At 37.5% G+C, this 18,791-nt stretch carries 17 protein-coding genes; 10 read left to right on the top strand and 7 right to left on the bottom strand.

The window, feature by feature from the left end:
* Positions 1 to 321 precede the first annotated feature (321 nt).
* Entirely contained in the window at positions 322 to 495 is a 174-nt protein-coding gene (locus tag MSBRM_RS20915) for a DUF5350 domain-containing protein (protein WP_158498980.1), read from the bottom strand.
* A 374-nt stretch (positions 496 to 869) separates the two neighbouring features.
* Here MSBRM_RS20915 and MSBRM_RS16175 point away from each other — a divergent pair, with 374 nt between their 5' ends.
* Positions 870 to 1,568 (top strand): YkgJ family cysteine cluster protein, encoded by a 699-nt coding sequence (locus tag MSBRM_RS16175; RefSeq protein WP_230628974.1) that lies wholly within the window; start codon positions 870 to 872, stop codon positions 1,566 to 1,568.
* Positions 1,569 to 1,612: 44 nt separating this feature from the next.
* Here the strand turns inward: MSBRM_RS16175 and MSBRM_RS16170 are convergent, their stop codons facing one another.
* The 4 genes from MSBRM_RS16170 to MSBRM_RS16155 form a co-directional block, all read right to left on the bottom strand.
* Positions 1,613 to 2,299 (bottom strand): 2,5-diamino-6-(ribosylamino)-4(3H)-pyrimidinone 5'-phosphate reductase, encoded by a 687-nt coding sequence (locus tag MSBRM_RS16170; protein WP_048121897.1) that lies wholly within the window; start codon positions 2,297 to 2,299, stop codon positions 1,613 to 1,615.
* A 292-nt stretch (positions 2,300 to 2,591) separates the two neighbouring features.
* On the bottom strand, positions 2,592 to 3,446 hold the full coding sequence (locus MSBRM_RS16165; protein WP_048121894.1) for a CBS domain-containing protein: 855 nt from the start codon (positions 3,444 to 3,446) through the stop codon (positions 2,592 to 2,594).
* Positions 3,447 to 3,532: 86 nt separating this feature from the next.
* Positions 3,533 to 3,985 carry a universal stress protein gene (locus MSBRM_RS16160; protein ID WP_048156314.1) on the bottom strand — a complete coding sequence of 151 codons (453 nt, stop codon included), beginning with the start codon at positions 3,983 to 3,985 and terminating at the stop codon, positions 3,533 to 3,535.
* A gap of 18 nt (positions 3,986 to 4,003) precedes the next feature.
* Positions 4,004 to 5,113: an amidohydrolase family protein gene (locus MSBRM_RS16155; protein ID WP_048156311.1), complete on the bottom strand. Its 1,110-nt coding sequence runs from the start codon at positions 5,111 to 5,113 to the stop codon at positions 4,004 to 4,006.
* A 1,021-nt stretch (positions 5,114 to 6,134) separates the two neighbouring features.
* Here MSBRM_RS16155 and MSBRM_RS16150 point away from each other — a divergent pair.
* Together MSBRM_RS16150 and MSBRM_RS16145 are read left to right on the top strand one after the other, a co-directional pair.
* Complete coding sequence (locus MSBRM_RS16150; protein WP_048121889.1) at positions 6,135 to 6,464, top strand: DUF167 domain-containing protein; 330 nt, start codon at positions 6,135 to 6,137, stop codon at positions 6,462 to 6,464.
* A 121-nt stretch (positions 6,465 to 6,585) separates the two neighbouring features.
* Positions 6,586 to 7,005, top strand: coding sequence for a toprim domain-containing protein (locus MSBRM_RS16145; RefSeq protein ID WP_048121886.1), 420 nt, complete (start codon positions 6,586 to 6,588; stop codon positions 7,003 to 7,005).
* A gap of 155 nt (positions 7,006 to 7,160) precedes the next feature.
* Here the strand turns inward: MSBRM_RS16145 and MSBRM_RS16140 are convergent, their stop codons facing one another.
* Entirely contained in the window at positions 7,161 to 7,565 is a 405-nt protein-coding gene (locus MSBRM_RS16140; RefSeq protein ID WP_048121885.1) for a DUF356 domain-containing protein, read from the bottom strand.
* Positions 7,566 to 8,995: 1,430 nt separating this feature from the next.
* Between MSBRM_RS16140 and MSBRM_RS16130 the strand changes: the two genes are divergently transcribed.
* The 3 genes from MSBRM_RS16130 (at position 8,996) to proC (ending at position 12,680) form a co-directional block, all read left to right on the top strand.
* On the top strand, positions 8,996 to 10,339 hold the full coding sequence (locus MSBRM_RS16130) for a glutamate-5-semialdehyde dehydrogenase (protein ID WP_048121881.1): 1,344 nt from the start codon (positions 8,996 to 8,998) through the stop codon (positions 10,337 to 10,339).
* A gap of 149 nt (positions 10,340 to 10,488) precedes the next feature.
* Positions 10,489 to 11,640, top strand: a complete 1,152-nt coding sequence (gene proB, locus MSBRM_RS16125) for a glutamate 5-kinase (RefSeq protein WP_048123569.1) — start codon at positions 10,489 to 10,491, stop codon at positions 11,638 to 11,640.
* Positions 11,641 to 11,861: 221 nt separating this feature from the next.
* Entirely contained in the window at positions 11,862 to 12,680 is an 819-nt protein-coding gene (gene proC / locus MSBRM_RS16120) for a pyrroline-5-carboxylate reductase (RefSeq protein ID WP_048121876.1), read from the top strand.
* 281 nt (positions 12,681 to 12,961) lie between these two features.
* Here proC and MSBRM_RS16115 read toward each other — a convergent pair whose 3' ends face one another.
* Complete coding sequence (locus MSBRM_RS16115; RefSeq protein WP_080941590.1) at positions 12,962 to 13,651, bottom strand: peroxiredoxin; 690 nt, start codon at positions 13,649 to 13,651, stop codon at positions 12,962 to 12,964.
* 476 nt (positions 13,652 to 14,127) lie between these two features.
* On the opposite strand from MSBRM_RS16115, the gene MSBRM_RS16110 reads away from it, so the two are divergent.
* The 4 genes from MSBRM_RS16110 (at position 14,128) to MSBRM_RS16095 (ending at position 18,350) form a co-directional block, all read left to right on the top strand.
* Positions 14,128 to 15,111, top strand: coding sequence for a YbgA family protein (locus tag MSBRM_RS16110; RefSeq protein WP_048121874.1), 984 nt, complete (start codon positions 14,128 to 14,130; stop codon positions 15,109 to 15,111).
* Positions 15,112 to 15,148: 37 nt separating this feature from the next.
* Complete coding sequence (locus MSBRM_RS16105) at positions 15,149 to 16,240, top strand: hypothetical protein (protein WP_048121872.1); 1,092 nt, start codon at positions 15,149 to 15,151, stop codon at positions 16,238 to 16,240.
* A gap of 745 nt (positions 16,241 to 16,985) precedes the next feature.
* The gene (locus MSBRM_RS16100; RefSeq protein ID WP_048121870.1) at positions 16,986 to 17,627 is read left to right on the top strand and encodes a serine O-acetyltransferase; all 642 of its coding nucleotides are present in this window, start codon (positions 16,986 to 16,988) and stop codon (positions 17,625 to 17,627) included.
* Positions 17,628 to 18,164: 537 nt separating this feature from the next.
* A complete protein-coding gene (locus MSBRM_RS16095) occupies positions 18,165 to 18,350 on the top strand; it encodes a PspC domain-containing protein (protein ID WP_048121868.1) in 186 nt (61 codons plus the stop codon).
* Positions 18,351 to 18,791 lie beyond the last annotated feature (441 nt).

Genomic DNA, 18,791 nt, shown 5'->3' with positions numbered 1-18,791 from the left:
TATATAATGTCTGAACGGGTTTCATGCTTCTGCTTTCTTCATACTACTCAAAGTTTTATCCCGCATCTTATGATTTTTTGACATTTTTCAGTTTACCAAAATGTAATGTGTCGATACAACGTGTTTTGTGTAAGAAAATACTGTATTGATTAGTAGAATCTGTCAAATTAAGGTTCAAAAAGTAAATTCAAAAAGTAAATTCAAAAAGTAAATTCAAAAAGTAAATTCAAAAAGTAAATTCAAAAAGTAAATTCAAAAAGTAAATTCAAAAAGTAAATTCAAAAAGTAAATTCAAAAAAGTAAATTTAAAAGCCCTTAAGATTACTTTACAAGAGCTTTTGCAGATCTTCTGATGAAGCGCCTCTTATGACCTGAAGAACTGAAGCGCTGTGCAGGTCCTGGGTGTGCTTTTTGAGCCTGTGACTTCTGGACCTTAATTACTCTGCCTTTTCTGCCTTTTACTTTTACCCAATCAATGCTGCCGGTTTTGCCCATTATCATTCCTCGTTAAGTTTAATCTTAATTTTCTCTGAATTTATTTGTAATTTATCACGTAATATATCCAGGTATTCGCTTATTGCTGGACACTGCCGGTTGCCGCGGATTTTTTTTCTCCTCGGCAGAGTCTCAATAAACAGGTATTTAAACAGGTGTTCCCTGGTTATAGTGTTAAGTGTTAAATCGATAATTCTCACTGATGATTGAAGAATATCTAATATTCCTTGAAGCCTGAAAGTGCGAAATTATAAATGTCATCAAGCCTTGGGTCTATGATAAAAAGAAATGCTAGTAATTAAATGTTACGGACATGGAAGTAAAATAAGGTAGATTTGCAGGATTCTTTTCTTAAAAAGGTGATTAGCGTAAAAATGAATAACATTGAAACAAGGCTTACAGAGGCAAGGGAAGAACTTGCAGGCGTAGAGGAATTTCCTGACCCTGAATTTGTAGGCATTATTAAAGAGCTGGGGTTCAGATGTGAACTCTGTGCACGCTGCTGCACAAAAGAGTTTAACGATCACGTTTTCCTGCTCGATGCAGACCTGGCTGTTATAAGGCAGATAAATCCGGATTCAGTTACTCCTGCTCCATATCCTGAGTTTTGCGACCAGAAGGGTAGGTTTTATGTCTCAGGCTACGCCTTGAAAACAAAACCTGATGGTTCCTGTATCTTCCTTGAGAATAAGCGCTGCAAAATTTATGACAGGCGTCCTTCAATCTGCAGGGTCTATCCATACATGCTTCACAGGGAAGCTGATGACTCGGGCAAAGTGGACTGGCGCCAGATAAGCGGCTTAAACGAGCATGGAAGCTATTATTCCGAACTTGAGGATTCCGAATGTGGAGCAATTGCACAGGAGACAAGGGCTTATGAAGAGGCTTACCTGAGACAGATAGTCGGGTTTTTTGAAGCTGTGAAGGCTCACTTCCAAAAAAACGGCCTGAAACACGTTCAAAGCGTATATGACCGCAAAATACGGGATTTTCTTAAAGGCAAGTGTGAACTTGAGGTCTTTGTATATTATAACGGCGAGTTTGAAAAATGTAACCTTAAGCCCGGTACTTAAGCTCGGTACCAGTTAACAATACGGTATATATTGGCAATTTGATTTTATTTTTCCTTGCCTTTTACTTTCCAACTGAGAAGTATCCCCTTTTCTATTTTTTCGGTTGAAAGCAATTCTAACTCAGGGATTTCGGCTTCTGAAAATCCTTCCCCATCCGTAAAAGTCGGGGCTGTTTTTCCTCCTATTATAAGGTTTCCAACGAAAGTATAGACTTCATCAACAAGGCCAGCAGAGAGCATACCCCAGTTTAGGGTCGCTCCTCCCTCAACCATGAGGGTGTTTATTCCCATTTCTTTTAATTTTGCTGCAAGCTCGGTAAGGTCAACTTTAAAGGTTCCTGTTTTAATGACGAGAGCTTTTTCTTCCAGTTTTTCTATCTTTTCGGCAGGTGCAGAAGTTGAAACGGCAATTATCCTGAGCCCGTCTCCTTTTTTGAAAATATCAGCATCAAGCGGAGTCCTTGCTGAACTGTCCACAATGATCCTTACTGGATTTTCGTTTTTTCCTGCGGCTTTCCGGGCTGCCTTTCTCTCTGGAGACTTTACGGTTAAGCTTGGATCGTCCGAAAGGACAGTTCCTATACCTACCATAACTGCGTCTGCCTGGGCTCGGAGTTCGTCGACCCGTTCAAAATCAAGTTTCCCGGAGATTCGGACCTGTTTCCGTTCCTTTGTTGAAAGTTTGCCGTCGGCTGACATAGCAGAATTTATAAAAACAAAAGGTTTGTCCATTTTTCTAGCTCCTGAATAAAGCAGTTTTCGGAGGAGTCTCTAGGGAGAATGCCTCCTTACTGGAAAAAATTTTGAATAGGCATTAATAGCCTTATTTTTCTTAAATAATATTACTTTTCTTAAATAATATTATCTTTTCTTAAATAATATTATCTTTTCTTAAATAATATTGCTTTTCTTAAATAATATTACTTTTCTTAAATAATATTATTTTTTCTTAAATAACCTTAATTCTTCTTCGCTTCACGTTAAAAACGTTTAACGGTTCTTAGAAGCGAGATTTAATCTTAACTTATTCTATTTCTATTAGAGGCTTCAGGAGGTCGTGGTCTCTCAAAAGTCCCTGAAGTTTCCGGTTTGAATTGATAATCGGAACCTGATCAATCCTGTTTCGTTTCATTTTACGTGCACAGTCGCTGACAGATGTAATATATGTAGCTGTGATTGGTTCCCTTATCATTATATCGCTTCCTATCAGGTTGGGAACCTTAATCCTTGAGACACTGTAGTAAATACTCATGGTGTCTCGCATCGATTCCCAGGTCCAGGCGTCATCGTCCTGGCCTGCAGACATATCTGACATCTCTACACTGTCTTCAATTACGCTGGCAGCAATAACATCACGATCTGAGATTATTCCTATGAGCTCCAGGTTTGAATCAAGTACCGGGACAGCCTTAACACCTGCGAGTTCCATAATTCTGGCAGCAACGGGCAGAGGGGTTTCACTGTAGATCGCAACGACTTTCTTTTCCACGTAGTCCTTTATCGGAATATCGATGTTCATGTCTGCAATTGTGCCTATAATATCTGCCACAGTAATAAGCCCTACAAGTTTCCCGTCATCGACCACCGGAAGCCTTCTTATGTGGTGCTCCAAAAGTAAGCGTGCTGCAGTCTGCAGATCCGATCCGGAGGATATGGTTATCGGATCACGTGTCATAAGAAGAGCCAGTTGTTCTTCTTCAGGGTTTTGTAAAAGGTTTGTTCTTGTTACAACTCCCACAACTTTGGAGTCTTTAAGTACTGGAACTCCTGAAATGTGCTTGTTCTTAAGAATTTTAAGAACCTCATCCCTTGAACCTGGAAGGGTTGCACTTGCTACATCCCTTACCATGATATCTTCAATGAAGATGTTTTTTGGCATGTAATCTACACCTTTGTATACTCTGAATCCTGGTTTTCTTTCTCCTCTGTTTATTTTCTCAAAAGGCTTCCAGTTAGCAGAAAGTCTTAATCTTGTTTTTCACTCCGGACAACCAGGACCGGGACTTTTGAGCCTCTTACTACTTTCTCTGCAACACTTCCCATCAGAAACCTGTCTAGTCCGGTTTTTCCGAGGGTGCCAACAACTATCAGGTCAGCGTTATTGTTTTCTGCAAAATTTATAATTTCATTACTTGGGTGACCTTCCAACAGAACTTCTCTTACCTCAACTCCTGAGACTTTTCCGCGTTCCTGTACCATGGATATCGCTTTCTCCCCTTCTCCTCTCAGGGTATCATATATTGCTTCCCATCCTGCATCCATAGGTATCGAAGAAAAAGAAGTTATATCTATTACGTAGAGAGCGTGAACCGTGGCCCCGCTGAGTTTTGCAATCTCAATACCGTAAGAAATAGCCTTAAGGCTGTTCTCGGATCCGTCTGTTGCAATCACTATATTCCGGTAAAATTCGCTCATCATGTCTGTTCTCCATTTGCTTTACGAATGAAGTACTGATAGTATGTCATCGGGTCTTGCCCGCCTTGTGATTCCACTTATGGGGTTCTTTATCCCTGCAAGATTATTGGAATTTCCATTCAGGATCATGAGATTAGCTTTATTCCCCTTTTGTATCGAACCCGTAGAATCAGATCCCATTACAAAGGAACCATTAAGTGTGCAAATTTTAAATACTTGCCTGTCATCAATGGAATAAATTTTAGACATAAATTCCATTTCAGCAAACATATTTACAGAATTTAACATTACATTATCCGTTCCTGCAGCTACTTTTATCCCCGCTTCCAGCATCTCGGCAACAGGTGCAATTCCTGCTCCTGTTATTAGGTTAGACCTCGGACAGACAACAACCGGAATCTTCGCATCAGCCACGTTTTCAAGATCTTTTTTTGTGGCATTTGTCATATGAATCAGAAGATCTGGCTCAAGTGACAGTGCTTTTTCTATGTCGCTCGTATCTTTTTCTCCGGCATGGATCGCAAAGAATTTTCTACGCTGCCGTGTGCAGGTAGCAATATTCTCCAATAGTTCGAGATCAAGGTCATTTGCCCCACTCATTCCAAGTCCGGTAGAATGTAAAAGAATTCTTCTTACTTCTGCCAGTACAACCTGAAGTGGCTGTTCAGGTTCTGTAGGTCTGCCCAGTATCATGGAATGGAGTTTAAGTCCTTCGAGAGCTTTATTCAGGGCTGCAACCCCTACAACACCTCCTTCTCTGAAATCCGCAAAAGCACAGGTTCCGGTTTCTATCATGTCCAGCAAGGACCTTCTCATACCCTCTATCAGGGTTGTGTATGGCGTGTCTCTTAATATCCTGTGTTTTAACCCGTCAGGAGGTTTTACAAGAGCATCCAGGTCTCTTTGAGTCCTAAATCCAGAAACTTTTCCCAGAGGAGGGTCTTTGAATACCGAGTCTCCAAGATGAGTATGTGCATTGACAAAACAGGGAGCAATTATGTTCTTAGAGAGTGTATGCTCTTCCCCAATCTCCGTAATTATTCCTCTCTTTACGCAGATATACCCCTCAATAGGTTCCAGTTCAGGGCCTGCAATAATTGTCCCGGGAATTATCCGTTCAGTGCCGTACATATATACGCACCTCAGCTACTCATTAAGCACTATGTTCAATTTGTGGAAAAGCAAACATATACATAATATATAAGTCTTTCTTCAGATTTTTTACATTCTTATTTTTCAGAATATATCAATCTTCAAAATTTAATTTTCTCAAAATATAATTTTTTTGAGTATGTACTCCCGTTAGGAATATCACTCACTACTTTTCTTGGTTTTTATTATTTTTTATTATTTTCTATTATTTTCTATTATTTTTTATTATTTTCTATTATTTTTTATTATTTTTTATTATTTTCTATTATTTTTTATTATTTTTTATTATTTTTTATTATTTTTTATTATTTGTTATTATGTTTATTATCTGCATTTTTTATGATATCTATCATCTGCAGTTTGCAGTTAATTCTGCATTCTTTCAAGTTGTTTCTCCACATTGTCAGGTTCTTATACTGCTCTTATAATCGAAATCGGTTCTCTTAAGGTAAATCGGTTTTTAATATAAATATCTTCTTAATATATATACAATGTAGTAAACCCTGAGTTTGCCGACATTTTTATATATTACTATGTATATAATATGACTTCGTCGCATTGTATAGGTCCTTGCACGAGGTAATGGAAAATCCTGACTGTGAGTGTATAGACAACCCCAATGCGGTACATTGATAGTGTGACACTGCCCTGCACGAGGGTAACTGAAAGTGACTGCGGAAAACCAGAGGATGAGCTTTCGGAGTTAGTGCGCAAGGGCTACAGCACTATTTTCTCCGTCTTTTAAAAACTCTTTCCAGACGTTCTTTAAACAATGAACCTAAACGTTATTTACTTTAAATTTTACTTATTTGAGCCATTCTTTGTTTAAAATCTTATTTGCTTGAAATTTTATTTGTTTAAGCTTTTACTTGTTTAAAATTTCATTTGTTTAAACTTTTAATCTTATGTTGTTATTGTTTCCTATTATTTCTTTAGTTTCTTTACTTTAACGGATCATCCCGTTATTGATTTATATAATCCCTCCAGAAAGGTAAAAGATATGTCCTTCGAAGAGGCAATAACAGATCTGGGTTCCGGTGTAATTGTTGATATAGAGGTTACTCCAGGCTCCAGGTCGATTTCGGTTCCAAGTGGTTATAATGAGTGGCGCAAGCGAATTGAAGTAAAACTAACCAAAAATGCCCAGAAGGGAAAGGCAAACGAGCAACTGATAGAATGCCTTGCTGAACTCTTCGCAATTAACAGTTCTAATATTAGTATAAACAGTGGGGCAACAAGCAGTAAGAAGTCTTTATTGTTAAAAGGAGTTTCATATCAACAGGCAGTTTCAGTTTTTGGAGCGCATTTAATAAATAACCCCAAAATTTAAAAACTACATTTAAAAATAACCGAACTTCAAGAGTAACCTCCTTATCTCCTGATAAGTGAAATGCCTATGAGTAAACTGCAGTTCTCTTAAAGTTTTAATTACTAAAAAGGTTGCAGAAAACGTGTCTGATCTTGAAATTTACAGAAAAAGGCTTGAAAGAATTGAAGAGTTGCTCTCGGAACTCTCTGAATATTCTGGAAGGGGAGCAATTATTATTGTTGAAGGAAAAAGAGACGTTCTTTCACTGAAAAGACTTGGAATTGAAGGCAATTTTGAACTTGCAACCCATCAATCTCTTTTTAATTTCTCTGAGAAAATTTCTCGGCTTGGTAGTGAAGTAGTTATACTAACTGATTGGGACAGACGAGGTGACATCCTGGCTATAAAACTTTCAGAATACTTTCAGAGTTTCGGTTTGAAACCCGAACTTGAGATCCGAAACAAACTCCGACTCATCTCTCAGAAGGAAATTAAAGATGTAGAAAGCCTGTACACTTATGTTTCCAAGCTGAGATTGAAAACTGGCTCCTGTTCAAAGTAGGATTTCCAATAAGTCTAAATATTAAAAATGAAATTTAAAGGTCAAGTTCATAAATTAATATTAAAATTAATATTCTAGCCACTATTAAAAACAAACACTAAAGTTATCATTAAAACCAAATATTAAAGTTAACATTAACAATTGACGGACTTGGCTTATTCTTTATTAGGTTCTGCTTTCTCTTGAATTATCTCCATACTCTGTGGAGCCTTCTGATGGTTAAATGTTCTATCGAATTCCGGATACTTCGGAAAATTACCAGCCAGCTCTTCAAACATTTTGTGTCTTGGACTGATGATGATTATATGAGCAGGAGGATGAATTTTCTTCAGTCTACTAATTGCCGCCCCTGCATGATTATTCAACTCCACCAGTGCTGCAGAGTTGCATTTTGACTTGAGGGATACGCCCATTACACTAACAAGAAGTTCATCAGCATAGTTTGGTTCTATGCATTTTGGAGTAGCTGAAAATTGAATATGTCCGTATCTTTCTAGATCATGTAAGGCTATTTTTACTTTATCCGAGTCGTCTGCTCGGACTAGCGCGAATGATTTCATTTTTTACACACCACCAATATACTGAAGTTATCCCCATTTTGATATGGATTTACCCCTATAATAAACTTTGTGTATGAAAGATGCTGAACAGCCATATTTTCGGACATTCTGGCCTCTGATGATCTTTTTATCGCTTTTCCGACGCTATATATGGTCTGGTCCCCAGGCTGTAAAATTTCATTTCTCTTAGCTAAGAGATCTTCAAAAATTATAAGGGTACCTTGCAATTTCTTTTTTCAGATGTAGTATACGCTTCCAGATAATGAAGTCGTGTATTCTATACTTATATTCATCGTATATATATTCGTTTTGAAATAATATCTCTCAATGAGAAAGTTTTATTTCTTAAGTAAGAAAGCTTCTTTAATCTTCTCTTTTACAGATGTTTTTATCTGAATTCTGCCCTTTTTATATATATATATTATGAAAACAAATTTCATAAGAATATACTATTAATTTTCAACTTTGATATAATTAAAACTATAGTAATTTTATCTATTATATTACACTGTATCTATTATATTACACTGCTCAAGGTTAATTGCCAATTTTATGGAGTCTAAAATAAATTTTTAATAAGGTAGAGACTTATTTCAGGTAAATTTAAAATATGAATATTTTAACAAACTTGCGCTCCTGATATCAAGTCATCAGATAAAATTTCCAGAATTTAAATCCGAATTAGATCTCACAAGTTAAATATTATATAAAATATTAAAAATATATATTAAAACTAAACTATCAAAAATAAAATGTTATTTGATAAAATGCCATCTTTTATCTAGGACTTCTCTATATCATATACCGAAATAGCTAGCGTATAATAAGGTATCAAAAGGTATTGCACAACTATGTTCTCTTTCTTTTCGTCGTGTTTACTTCATAAATGCAGCGGAAGAATTAATACATCTTTAGAATTATGGATATACCCTTGATTTAAAGAAAAAATGATCTTTAATTTATTTCTGATATTCAATTTAAGTTCAGTGCTTTCAATAGTGAGTCTCATCATTTGTAATTCAATGATAAGATGATTATCTGTAATTCAATGATAAGATGATTATCTGTAATTCAATGATAAGATGATTATCTGTAATTCAATGATAAGATGATTATCTGTAATTCAATGATAAGATGATTATCTGTAATTCAATGATAAGATGATTATCTGTAATTCAATGATAAGATGATTACCTGTAATTCAATGATAAGATGATTATCTGTAATTCAATGATATGATCATTATCTGTAATTCAATGATAAGATCATTACCTGTATAATCCAATAGTAAGATCTTTAGTAAGATCTTACTTCTATCCGTTATCGAGTAATGCCGAATCTTCTGTAAATTAAATGATACAATAACAGGTTTGGCTGCCCAATTCCTTAAACTAAGGCATACAGAAATCATTATATTAGAAGGTGATTATATGGCTGAAGATATTAAATCCAAGGTAATAAAGGCAAAAAAGGCATCGATTGAACTTTCCAGTGTAAGTACGGAAGTAAAAAACCTTGCGCTTGAGGCCATGGCTCAGGCTCTGGACAAGGAAAGGACAGCTATTCTGGATGCAAATGCAAAAGATCTTGAAGCTGCGGCGGAACTGAAAAAGAAAGGGAAGCTTACTCAGGCTCTTGTAGACAGGCTTAAAGTAAGTGACTCAAAGATTGATGGAATGATTGCAGGAATCAGAGATGTAATTAAGCTCAAAGATCCTGTAGGAGACACTCTCTCTACTCTTGAGCTGGACAAAGACCTTATTCTCTACCAGGTGAGCTGTCCTATTGGCCTTATAGGTGTCATCTTTGAATCTCGACCTGACGTGGTGCCTCAGGTTATGTCCCTTTGCCTTAAGAGCGGGAACGCGACCATCTTCAAAGGCGGGAGTGAAGCCAGAGAGTCAAACCGCACGATTTTCCAGATTCTTGTAAAAGCCATAGAATCCACAGACGGCATGCCAGCAGGGGCTTTCCAGCTTATGGAAACCAGAGAAGAGATAATGGACCTTTTGAGCCTTGATGCCTATGTAGACCTCCTTATCCCCAGGGGTTCAAATGAATTTGTCAAGTTTATTCAGAAAAATACGAAAATCCCTGTACTGGGGCATACCAGTGGGATCTGCCATATCTATGTGGACGAATATGCGGATCTCGATACAGCCTGGAAGGTCTGCTTCGATGCGAAAGTACAGTATCCTGCAGTATGCAACGCCATTGAAACCCTTCTGATAAACCGTAAAATTGCAGATTCTTTTCTGCCGAAAATGGCAGAGATGTACCTTGGTGCAGGGGTTGAATTACGCTGTGACGAGGATAGTTATACTCTGCTTGAAAAAAGAGGGCTTTCTCCTCTCTCACGAGCTACGGAAGAGGACTGGAGTCTTGAGTACAATGATCTCATTCTTTCGATAAAACTCGTTAATACTATAAAGGAAGCTATCGACCACATAAACACTTTCGGTTCCCATCACACCGATGGAATAATAACTGAGAATGCTTCAAGAAGAAAGGCGTTCACAGCGCTTGTTGATTCTTCGAGTGTTATGGTAAATGCCTCAACCCGTTTTGCGGACGGCTATCGTTATGGGAAAGGAGCTGAGGTCGGAATAAGCACAAACAAAATCCATTCCCGTGGTCCTGTAGGCATGGAAGGTCTTCTGATCTACAAATATATCTTGCTTGGGAAAGGGCAGGTTGTTGCAGACTACGCAGGAGAAAATGCAAAACCCTATACGCACAGAAAACTTGACCTTAAGTTTGAGAATGTAAATTGAAACCCTGTTGAAGAATGCCGAAGACTTATGATATGTTTATATACCTGAATTGGAATACCAGCTCAAATTGAGTGCAAGCGATGGAAATCCGGATTGCAGCTGTTACTAATTTCAGCTGTATTCCCAAAATATTTTACGAGGCCTTGTTATTGACAGATAGAAATGAATTCCTCAATGATGTTAATAAAATCGTTATCAAAATCGGTACTTCCTCACTTACAAAACAGAACTGTGACAGTACAAAAGAAAACTGTAGTATTGATCCTACCTTTATAGAAAATATTGCAGCTCAGGTCTCCGAACTTCGAAAGCGCGGAAAAGAGGTAATTGTGGTAAGTTCGGGGGCAATAGGTGTAGGACTCTATGAGCTGGGCATTTCTCCAAAACCTCGTGAAATTCCTATCAGGCAGGCAGCGGCAGCGGTAGGACAGAGCATCCTTATGCAGTACTGGAGCGAAGCTTTTTCGAAACATGGGATAAAAGTTGCTCAGATCCTTCTTACTTATGAATTCTATTCTGACCGGGTATCCTACCTTAACCTAAGAAACAGTATCTCTACCCTTCTGGAATATGGGGTAGTTCCCATAATAAATGAAAACGATTGTACCTGTACAAACGAGATTGAAGCAATCTTTGGAGACAATGACAAGCTTTCTGCAATGGTTGCAAGCAAAATCGATGCTGACCTCCTGATTATTCTTTCGGATATCGACGGCCTTTTTGATAAAAACCCAAAGATACACGATGATGCCAGACTCATCTCTCTCGTGGAAAAAATCACGCCTGAAATTGAAAGTTATGGGGGTGACCCTACAAGCTTCAAGGGCGTAGGAGGAATGAGGACCAAGATAAAAGCTGCAAAGATCTGTAGCATGGCAGGCTGCTATGTCTTGATTGCAAACAGCGAAATTAAGGACGTGCTTCTGAAGGTTTTGTCTGGGGAAGAGATAGGTACCCTTTTCCTGGCTGAAAGGCATATCCAGAAGAACCGTGCCCGCTGGATCATTCTTGCAAGGGCTTCAGGCACTATCCGTGTAGATGCAGGGGCAAAAGACGCAGTTCTCGGGAAAAACAGTCTTCTTCCCGCGGGAGTTGTGGAAGTTGAGGGAAATTTTGATAGGGGAGATGTGGTTAGATTAGAGTGTGAAGGCAGGGTCTTTGCGAAAGGAATTACAGACTACACCTCTGAAGAACTTCTAAAAATAAAAGGTGCCCACACCGACGAAATTGAGGGTATTCTGGGCTATAATAATTACAGTAATGTAATAAAAAAAGAAAATATTGGCATAATAGAGAACTGAATTAAATTTCCAGCATACTCAAAGAATTAAACTGGATTTTTTGGGATTTCTGAAGAATCCAAATTAATTTCTTGTAGTTTGGAAGCTTTTATCAATCTACTAATTTCTTATAAATTTATTTGGGCTATAAAGTCCCTTTAAATTACTCAATACTAATCGAAAATACGTTTTGAGGTAATTACCTCGATATTCCCATTTATTTTGAAAATAGGAGAAATTATATGGTAGATCAGAACCGAAAGATAGGATTTATCGGAGCAGGAAAAATGGGCTCTGCACTTATGCAGGGAGTTATAAAGGCCGGAATTGTAAAGCCTGAAAACCTTGGCGCAGCCGACGTTTACGAGCCTTTCTTAAACGATCTGAAGGCAAAACTTGGCATTAATATATCTACTGACAATACTGTTATCGCCAGGGCATCCGATATTCTTCTTCTAGCAGTAAAGCCCCAGACTCTGGGTTCGGTACTCGAAAATCTTAAAGCTGACATAACTTCTGATAAACTTGTTATCTCAATTGCAGCCGGTGTGCCTCTTGCCACTTACGAAAATGCGCTTCCTGCTGGCACAAGAGTCATACGTGTAATGCCAAACATTGCGGCCACAGTTTCCGAAGCTGCTTCAGGCATTGCTCCAGGCAAAAATGCCACTCCCGAAGATGTGAAAACTGCCCTTGAGATCTTTTCTGCAGTTGGTACTGCAGTCCAGGTGTCTGAGTCCATAATGGATGCAGTTACAGGTCTTTCAGGCAGTGGGCCTGCATTTATCTTCCCTGTAATTGAGGCAATGGCCGACGGGGCTGTTCTTGAAGGAATGGATAGGAAAAGTGCTCTCACTCTCTCAGCCCAGACTGTACTTGGGGCTGCAAAAATGATGCTTGAAACAGGCTTGCACCCCGGAGAACTCAAGGATATGGTTACTTCTCCTGCCGGGACTACCATTCAGGGTGTTCATGCCCTTGAAGAGGCTGGAGTCAGGGCTGCGTTTATGAATGCAGTTATAAGGGCAACCGAACGTTCAAAAGAACTTGGAAAGAAATAAATTTCTCTTTTCCATCTTATTCTATTTTTTCATTTGGTAACTGTTCAGCCCCTGCAAAATAGGTCTATTGATATTAATTCCAATGTGATTGAGCAGTGCAAATAAAAACCAGTGAAATAAACCAGTGAAATACAAAAAACATGATCAATAACTAGCAATTGAAAATTATAAACTTAAAAATATTTGCTCATGAGTTCTAATAAACATGGTTATTGATCATGTTTTGCTCATACTGAGTATTTGCCCAGACTGAGCAGGCACAAAAATTTTTATTCTCTGAATTATTTCTTACTATCTTTTTTAAAGCACAAAAACCAGTCAAGACAGTACATATTTTCTTCTGGCTTACCGGTTCTTTCTTTTACGGCTTCCATCGAACTGGGAGGTGGAACAATAACATCCTCTCCAGGCTGCCAGTTTGCTGGAGTTGCTACTTTCTCTTCTTCATTTTTCTGCAGGGCGGTCAAAAGCCTTTTTATTTCCTGCATATTTCTTCCCGATGATTGCGGGTAGTAAAGAATTGCTCTTATCTTTGCTTCAGGATCTATGATAAATACGGCTCTTACAGCCTGTGTGGTTGATGCTTTTGGCTGGATCATTCCGTATTTTTTTGCAACATCCATTTTCAGGTCGGCTATTACCGGAAACTTTACCTCTACATTTTTCATTCCTTTATACTCGATTTTTTCCTCTATCCTCTTAAGCCACGCAATATGAGAGAACACGCTGTCTATAGAGAGCCCTATCAGCTCAGTGTTCATCTCTCTAAATTCCTCCTGCATACTGGCAAAAGTCATAAATTCGGTAGTACATACGGGTGTGAAATCTGCAGGATGACTGAAAAGAATAACCCACTTACCTTTGTAATCATCAGGGAAATTGATTTGTCCCTGAGTTGTTACTGCTGTAAATGACGGTGCATCATCTCCGATCAGAGGCATGTGTATCTGTTCATATTCGGCTTCTACCATATTTTTCACCTATTTTCAAGCTCATGCTTTTTCTTTCGGGACCGAAAACTGAGTTCAAGTTCAGAGGCTTTCCCTTAAAAGAGTTCGAAGTCTTACTACCCTTTAAAAGAGTTTGGAGTCTTACCACTTAAAAGCCCTTTTTCCCTCAACCGTCCCCTAACTATCTATAGTTATTTTTGTTCTTATATATTTGTTCCGAAATACGGACAAAAAATTTACTTTGTTAAAAATACTTTTTTTTAAAACCTTATTTTCTTTTGGTTTTTATTTTTCCCAAAATAAGTACTGTGAACCTATTTTCAATTCCTTTTTTGTCAATACTTTTAGTTTTTATGTGTTAAGTGTTTTGAAGTCTTTTTGAAGTCTTTTTTAACTGATCCCTACCTTATAACGTCTTATCTTTTAAAAAGAAGTCTTATAAGGCTTTCTTTTGGAAAATAATTTATGCTGGAACTCCTTTGTTATATGGGGGTTAAATGAGAGAGTTTGTTCGGCCAAAGGTTGTGGTTAGTAGGTGCCTTGGGTTTGACCACTGTCGATACAATGGGAATATCATAAATAGTTCGATAGTGGCAAACCTCATGGAGTATGTTGATTTCCTGCCTGTCTGCCCTGAAGTGGAGATAGGGCTCGGTATCCCAAGAGACCCGTTAAGGATTATTCTTGAAAATGGGGAACAGCGGCTTGTCCAACCCGCAAGTGGCAGGGATGTAACTGAGGCTATGGAGACATTTTGCACTGATTTTCTTGGTTCTGCGGGAGAGATTGATGGTTTTATTCTTAAATACAGATCTCCTTCTTGCGGCATTAAGGACGTAAAAGTTTACCCGACTACATCGTTCAAATCAGCGGTAATTGGGAAAACTTCAGGATATTTCGGGAGTGCAGTCCTGAAAGAGTTTTCCTATCTTCCTGTTGAGGATGAAGGAAGGCTAAGGAACGCTCGCATAAAAGAACATTTCATGACCAGGATTTTTATGCTTGCCGCTTTCCGAAAAGTAAAATCCGAAGGCCGCATGAAGGACCTTGTTGCATTCCATACCGAAAATAAGTATCTGCTCATGGTATATAGCCAGGAAGAACTCAAGAAACTGGGAGCTATTGTTGCAAATAAAGAACAGGAAACCTTTCAAGAACTGGTTTCTGAGTACGAGAGGCATCTTTACCGCGCCCTTTCCAGACCTCCCAGGTATACTTCAATTATTAATGTACTCATGCATGCCTTCGGACATTTTTCAGAGCGTCTCTCAAACCAGGAAAAAGCACTATTTTTTGGCTGGATCCAGAAGTACAGGAACGGAAAAGTCTCTCTTTGCCCTGCAATTAGCATCATCAGGTCATGGGCCGTGCGCTTTGAAGACCAGTATCTTACGAATCAGACCTTTTTTGAACCCTATCCAGAAGGCCTGATGGAAGTGGACCCTATAGACTCTCATCTAAGGGAAGACCTCTGGAAATGAACTCGTAAACTATGAACTTCTGGGCGGGGATAATTTTATGAAACACTTGACCGCTTTGTTTTATTTCTTTTTACTCCTTTCTCTGATCGGATTTCTCATAACCTGGTCCAACTCTGAAACTTCCATAGATTCCTACATAGGCGATGCTGGAGAGAGTCTGATAGGAGCAGATATTGTAAATTCTGAGCCTTACAGCGCCTCGATAACAGAGGAGTCAACAACTCCTGGAACGTTTTCCCAAACTTACTCCTGGGAATACGAGGGCTGCAACTGGCAGCTTACTCTGCCTCTTAATAATGAATTGTATGAAAAATATAAGTCCAGGACTAGGAACCGAGACTACGATCTGTTTGCTTCAGATCCATACGATGACTGGTTAATTAAGGACATTGCAGAGGCTTTACTCTCTCTCTCAAAAGCTCACGGGCTTGAAAAAAGTCAAATTCCAGGACTTTGTATTTCTTTTGTCCAATCCCTTAACTATATCTCGGACCTTGAAAGCTCGGGTTATGACCAGTACCCCCGTTTTCCTTATGAAACTCTTTATGAGAACGGTGGGGACTGTGAAGACACTTCAATTCTCTCTGTGGCAATTCTTCAGGAGATGGGTTACGATGCTATCCTTCTGGAGCTTCCTGAACATATGGCTCTCGGGATAAAATGTAACAATGGGTACAGAGGCAGGAGTTTCGAGTATGAAGGCAGCAATTACTACTATCTGGAGACTACAGGGAGTGATTGGCAGATAGGTGAAGTCCCGGGAGAATATTCCGACCAGCCTGTACATGTTGTTCCTGTTTATAGAAGGCCCATGATTAATCTTGATTTCAAAGCACAGTGTGCATACTCAAAAAAAGAAGGGGTTGTAGATATTAACGTAACAGTAAGAAACGTGGGTTCGGAGAAAGCTGAAAATGCAACCGTTTACGTTGCCCTTCAGGCTGAAGATAAGCTTTCTTTGTGGGATGAAATTGAAAGTTCTTCAATTACGATTGAGCCGGAAGGAGTTTTCAATTACACTGCAAAAGGCCTTACAGTTCCTGCAGGAAATAAATTCAGGGTATATGTACAGGCATCTGGAGAAAACCTCGTACCTGAAAACATAACCAGTAAGTGGGCTATGATCTGAAAATCCGGCCTTCTGAAATGTTTATATAAAAAAGAACTGCACGTAAAAATTTAACTTACAGAGCGTCGTAAAAGTCTAAATTTATTAGAGATTCCTAATTTTTACAACGCTTTCGAAAAAAGGAAATATTCAAAAGAGACAAATTGTTAAGAGTAAGGTTTTCTCGGTTGACAATAATATCTTAATAATTAGCAAATTATTCTTGATTGTAAGCAAGAAGGAACCTGACATTACACGAAGACAAAGTTCCTCACATTCCCACATTCTGGGTCCTGGCTTCAATTTAACTGGATAAAGATATGATATTGGCTTCCAATATGATGCGAGGTTTGGAAATAATGCTCAGAATACGATGTGAAAGAGATTTTCTTGCCAATACCTATAAATCTAAAAACACAAACATACAGATTTTTTACTGACATCTTTTTTCCAGGTGTAGATTTCTGGTATATATAGTTTAAACAGAAAAAGCTACTTATGTTTATTTAATTGTGACTTGCTTTATACACAGATTTATATAACTATGACTACAACTATTAAAACTTACTAATTATTAAACCTTACGCGGTTGAACTGAGAAATCAATAGCATCAAACCCTCAACTGTCTAAACCCTTGCCTTATTCACAACGTTGATTGTGGTTGATTTTGTACTTCAAGTGCGTAATTCCTAACTCTAAAACTAGAAATATATATCCTAAAAATTATTTTCAATGACGATCCGGATTATTCATAGGCGAGTTTTTATGATTCAATCAAAGAAAGATTATATATTTTATTTAAAAGCAGATGAAATTGCACTTAAAAAAAAAGGAGGTACAGTTCAGTATTATAGGGATTATCTTTTGGATGATATCTGGAGATTTGAGAGATTACTCAGGAAAAGAGAATTCTATATAAATTGCAAAAAAGGTATTATATATAAACCATATTCTCTGTACCTTTATTTTAAATTCCAAAGATTAAGCACGAAATTAGGATTTACTATACCTCCAAATGTATTCGGGCCTGGATTATCTATTGCTCATAAAGGTACTTTAATTGTAAATAGCAATGCACAAGTTGGTGAAAATTGTCGCATTCATACTGATGTAAATATTGGAACAAATGCCTATAGTATGGAGGACGAATTAAGACCGGATTTTGTATTGCCTGTGCCAAAAATAGGAAATAATGTATATATTGGTCCCGGCGTTAAAATCTTTGGAGATATTGAAATTGCAGATAATATCGCAATAGGTGCAAATTCAGTAGTAAACAAATCCTTTAAAGAAGAAGGTATTACAATAGCAGGAGTTCCAGCAAAAAAAGTTAGTAGTGAAGGATTTGATAAATGTTACTATAAAGCTACAGACATTTTAAGAGGATTCTATAAACTTCCTCAGTAATTTGCTTGTTATTACGTGAAGACAAAATATCTTAATGTCCACATTCCGGACCTTAGCCCACTTTCCGCAGTAAATTTTCGTAAATTCATATTTTTACTGCTATCGATTTTCAATCAAACGTGGATTTATTGGACTTTTATGTAGTAGGTAAAAGCAACTATGTGGTGTATTTAGAGGCAAAAAACGATATTATTCAATTTTCACTAAATGCCATTAAGAGTTTAAATTAAGTTAATTTTTTTAAAAACGTTGTCAAGAGAACTATTGATTTTCTAAAAAATACTGTGGAATGTAGGCTTAGCTTTACTCAACCGGACAAAAATGCAATATTGGCAGCATAACTGAAAGTTGGGAATAGAGTCAAGAATAAAAAACAAAGGCTACTTTCATGCCAATTAACTTATATCTGCAAGAGCATAGAGAATTTGCAAACGTATGAGTTCTCAATAAATTTCTTATTTTCGGAGTTACTTATAAATCGAATATAAGCAATCTATTATTAATTTATTAAAGCATTTTGTACTTAGGGGTGGTCAAATGAATAGATTGTATAGGTCAAAGAAGAACAGGATTATTGCAGGAGTATGTGGTGGGCTAGGTGAATACTTTAAAGTTGATCCTACGCTTATACGGCTTTTATGGTTGCTCATTTCTATAGTGGGTACAGGAAGCGGTTTAGTTGCGTACATAATCGCATGGATTATAATTCCTGAAGAGCTCTGAAGGCTTTAGGTTTTATTTTTAAATAAAAAAACTCTAAAATTTTTCTAGAAAAAAAGGAAGGGCTAATTCCCGCCATTAAAATGACGGGATACAGCCCGTCAACCTCAACAAAACAACAAATTTAAAATTTTAATTTTATATGTTAAGCTAATTTTGCTCAGGTGCATGCACAATAACAGTAAGTTTCCATCCTTCTGACTCTTTAATTGATTATACCAAATAGTCAGATTCAGTGAATTTTTAGAAAAATAAGACTATATTTATTAGTTTTTAATTTATATAAAACTTTTATACCTCAGGATTGAATACTATTTTCTTTTATACTTGTTTTTGAATATGAGTTAAGGCATACACTCAAATAAATAATTTATGACCAAATCATTAAACTATAAAAATATTAAAAAGTAATTCAGACTCAAAATCCGCTTGAAAATTGAATTG

This window comes from Methanosarcina barkeri MS (assembly GCF_000970025.1).
Classification (GTDB): domain Archaea; phylum Halobacteriota; class Methanosarcinia; order Methanosarcinales; family Methanosarcinaceae; genus Methanosarcina; species Methanosarcina barkeri.
This window is presented reverse-complemented; position numbering and strand designations above follow the sequence as displayed.

Coding starts and splice junctions, on each gene's coding strand:
- MSBRM_RS20915 (WP_158498980.1), bottom strand. CDS start 495: ATGGGCAAAACCGGCAGCATTGATTGGGTAAAAGTAAAAGGCAGAAAA.
- MSBRM_RS16175 (WP_230628974.1), top strand. CDS start 870: ATGAATAACATTGAAACAAGGCTTACAGAGGCAAGGGAAGAACTTGCA.
- MSBRM_RS16170 (WP_048121897.1), bottom strand. CDS start 2,299: ATGGACAAACCTTTTGTTTTTATAAATTCTGCTATGTCAGCCGACGGC.
- MSBRM_RS16165 (WP_048121894.1), bottom strand. CDS start 3,446: ATGCCAAAAAACATCTTCATTGAAGATATCATGGTAAGGGATGTAGCA.
- MSBRM_RS16160 (WP_048156314.1), bottom strand. CDS start 3,985: ATGATGAGCGAATTTTACCGGAATATAGTGATTGCAACAGACGGATCC.
- MSBRM_RS16155 (WP_048156311.1), bottom strand. CDS start 5,113: ATGTACGGCACTGAACGGATAATTCCCGGGACAATTATTGCAGGCCCT.
- MSBRM_RS16150 (WP_048121889.1), top strand. CDS start 6,135: ATGTCCTTCGAAGAGGCAATAACAGATCTGGGTTCCGGTGTAATTGTT.
- MSBRM_RS16140 (WP_048121885.1), bottom strand. CDS start 7,565: ATGAAATCATTCGCGCTAGTCCGAGCAGACGACTCGGATAAAGTAAAA.
- MSBRM_RS16130 (WP_048121881.1), top strand. CDS start 8,996: ATGGCTGAAGATATTAAATCCAAGGTAATAAAGGCAAAAAAGGCATCG.
- proC (WP_048121876.1), top strand. CDS start 11,862: ATGGTAGATCAGAACCGAAAGATAGGATTTATCGGAGCAGGAAAAATG.
- MSBRM_RS16115 (WP_080941590.1), bottom strand. CDS start 13,651: ATGGTAGAAGCCGAATATGAACAGATACACATGCCTCTGATCGGAGAT.
- MSBRM_RS16110 (WP_048121874.1), top strand. CDS start 14,128: ATGAGAGAGTTTGTTCGGCCAAAGGTTGTGGTTAGTAGGTGCCTTGGG.
- MSBRM_RS16105 (WP_048121872.1), top strand. CDS start 15,149: ATGAAACACTTGACCGCTTTGTTTTATTTCTTTTTACTCCTTTCTCTG.
- MSBRM_RS16100 (WP_048121870.1), top strand. CDS start 16,986: ATGATTCAATCAAAGAAAGATTATATATTTTATTTAAAAGCAGATGAA.
- MSBRM_RS16095 (WP_048121868.1), top strand. CDS start 18,165: ATGAATAGATTGTATAGGTCAAAGAAGAACAGGATTATTGCAGGAGTA.